General features: G+C 61.1%; 3 protein-coding genes. All 3 read left to right on the top strand.

Annotated features, from left to right (window positions below):
* The coding region (locus tag JWQ61_RS01625; protein ID WP_304358975.1) for a DUF2339 domain-containing protein at window positions 1–850 on the top strand (850 nt) is incomplete at its 5' end.
* A gap of 2 nt (window positions 851–852) precedes the next feature.
* Window positions 853–2,244, top strand: a complete 1,392-nt coding sequence (locus JWQ61_RS01620; RefSeq protein ID WP_304358974.1) for a DUF3999 domain-containing protein — start codon at window positions 853–855, stop codon at window positions 2,242–2,244.
* Window positions 2,245–2,417: 173 nt separating this feature from the next.
* The coding region (locus JWQ61_RS01615) for a M48 family metalloprotease (protein WP_304358973.1) at window positions 2,418–2,842 on the top strand (425 nt) is incomplete at its 3' end.

Here is a 2,842-nt window from a genome sequence, read left to right as displayed (position 1 = left end):
CAAACTGAATCGTGCCGTTCATGTCGGCAGCGTATGGCTGCTTACGCTGTTGCTGGCCGATTGCCTGTGGTTCGGCATCGAGCGCGGCGATTTGTGGCGCAGTTCGTGGGCCAGCGTGGTGCTGCTGATTAGTGCGATCGCGGTATTGCTGTTTTTGTCAGTGTGGGCTGGCCGGGCCAACCGCATTTCGTTGCTGCCGGCATTCAAATGGCCGCTCAATGCGCATGCTGTCGCCTACTACTGGTATGCGGCTTTGCCGCTGACGGTGCTGGTGTTTTTCGGTGCGCTGCTGATGGCGCTGCTGTCGTCGGGACACACGGCGCCGCTGCCCTATCTTCCCCTGCTCAATCCTACCGACCTGACGCTGGCCCTGGCGCTCGGCGCGCTGGTATTCTGGCGCCGCGCAATCGTCGCCGCCCAGCCCTTGCCGTCCGGCGCTGCCTGGGTGCCGCGCAAACAGACGCTGCTGGCGCTGGCCGTGCTGGCGTTTGTCTTGCTCAATACCGTCTGGCTGCGCACCGTGCATCACTTCTTCGGCGTGCGATGGGACAGTGCGGCGCTGTTCGACAGTTTTGTGGTGCAGACCGGCTACGCCATCTTGTGGACGCTGCTGGCGCTGGGCCTGATGCTGCTGGCGCACCGCCGCGTGCAGCGTGGATTGTGGCTGACCGGCGCAGCCTTGCTCGGCCTGGTGGTGGTCAAGCTGCTGCTGGTCGACCTGTCGAACGCGGGCGGCGCGGAACGCATCGTCACCTTTATCGCGGTGGGCGCGCTGATGCTGGTGGTCGGTTATTTTGCACCGTTGCCGCCGAAGACTGCGGCGGACGCCGCAACTGTGAAGGAAGCGTAGAGATGAAATATTTTCCGATGCGTGCTGTTATCTGCGCAGCCGCCATGACGGTAACCGGCGCTGCCTGGCCGGCGTCCGACCCGAACAGCGCGCAGTCGTATGCGCTGCACCTGCCGCTCGCCTTTGCCGCGGATGCGCCGCTGCAGCGCCTGATCCTGCCCGCGCAGGTGCTGGTGAACCTGCAAACCGGCGGTCTGAGCGATGTACGGATATTCAACGCCAAGGGCCAGCCCCTGGCCATGGCCTTGTCCGACAGCGCCAGCCTGCGGCAAACGGAAAAACGCAAGATCGAACTGAAATCATCGCCCATCATGGGCAGCGCCGATCTCAGCGACCTATCCGCTTCTTCGCTGCGGATCGAAGAACAGCAAGGCAAGCGCATCGTGCAGATCGAAAGCAATCCGGCAGGCGCCGGCGCGCCGGCTAAAAAAGTGCTGGGCGCGCTGCTCGACACGCGCGCCATCGACGATCCGGTGGTGGGCCTGGCGCTGGACGTCGATTTGCCCGATGCGCAGCCGATCACCTTTGATGTGCAGGCCAGCAAAGACTTGAAATACTGGCGTTCGCTGGCGGAAACCGTCTTCTACCGCGCGGAAGTCGGGACCAGCGGCCTGGGCGCCGATCATATCGAGTTGCCCGCCGCCGATCTCAAGGATCAGTACCTGCGCATCACCTGGACCGACGCTGCGGGACGGACGGCGCCGGTGGTCATGCGCAGCGCCACATTGACTACGGCCCGCGGCGTCAGCAGCATCGCGCGGGTCACGGCCGCCTTGGCGCAACCGGTGCTGGACAATCCCTATATGCTGCGGTTTTCGCTGCCTTTCGCCACACCGGTGGCGGCGCTGAAAATCAAGCCGGCCGGCGACAATGTACTGCTGCCGGTGCGGGTGCTGGGCCGCCAGGATGCCGGCCAGCCATGGACCATGATGACGGCGAGCGTGATCTACAAATTGCAGACAGGGGGCAAGCTGCAAACCAGCGCAGCGATCGAGTTGCCGCCGACCGCCTATCGCGAAATCAAGATCGAAGCCGACAAGAAGACCCAGGGTTTCTCCGCGCCGCCGGAGATCAGCCTGGAATTCGAACCGGTGCAGATCATGGCGCTGGTAAACGGTCCTGCGCCGTTTACCCTGGCGGCAGGTCTTGCCAACGCCACGAGTCCGTATCTGCCGATGCAAAGCCTGATGCCGGATTACCGTTCGGCGCAAGAGAACAGCTTGCCGCTGGCGCAGGCAGACGGCGCGGCGGCGCTGGTGCCGGCATCCGCCGGCCGCGACGGCATGCCGACGCGCAATATCATCCTGTGGGCAGTATTGCTGTTGGCGGCTATGGCGCTGGGTGTCATGGCCTGGGTGCTGCTCAAGCAAAATGCCAGTCCGCCTCAACAGTGAACAAGCAGTCTTGTTGTTTTTGGGAAACGAATCACCAAAATTTATTGGTATTCTAGAAAGTAACTTATTGTATCATTGGACTGTTATTGGTGATTTTAGTAACTTTTCTCATCAATTAACTTTCCATTACTTTCGTTATTGACCAAAACAACAATTTCACAGAGGGGATTCAGATGAACTTGAAATTTAAGCTGTTGGCGTTAGCTGCGACCACGGCGTTGGCCGGTTGCGGATCGGCGGGCGGCGGCGTCGCCGGCCTGAATGTGGACGGCATGATGGCGGCAGGCAGCACTGCACTCAAGGCGACTTCCTTGAGCGATGCCGATGTCAAGACCATGTCGGATGAAGCTTGCGCTGCCAGCGACAAGCAAAACAAGATTGCAGCGCCGAAAAGCAAATACGACGTACGCCTGACCAAGGTAGTGCAGGGTTTCAGTCCCAGCCTCAACGGCGCGCAGACCAACTACCGTGTTTACATGACCAAAGACGTCAACGCCTGGGCCATGTCGAACGGCTGCATCCGGGTGTATAGCGGCTTGATGGACATGATGAACGACAGTGAACTGCGCGGCGTGATCGGGCATGAAATGGGACACGT

Origin of the sequence: Collimonas fungivorans (assembly GCF_028292705.1) — a bacterium.
GTDB lineage: Bacteria > Pseudomonadota > Gammaproteobacteria > Burkholderiales > Burkholderiaceae_D > Collimonas > Collimonas fungivorans_B.
Note: the sequence above shows the minus strand (reverse complement) of the source record. Positions and strands in the feature narration are given on the sequence as shown.

What these genes read in the sequence shown, in the direction of transcription:
- JWQ61_RS01620 (WP_304358974.1), top strand. Translation starts at nt 853, where the DNA reads ATGAAATATTTTCCGATGCGTGCTGTTATCTGCGCAGCCGCCATGACG.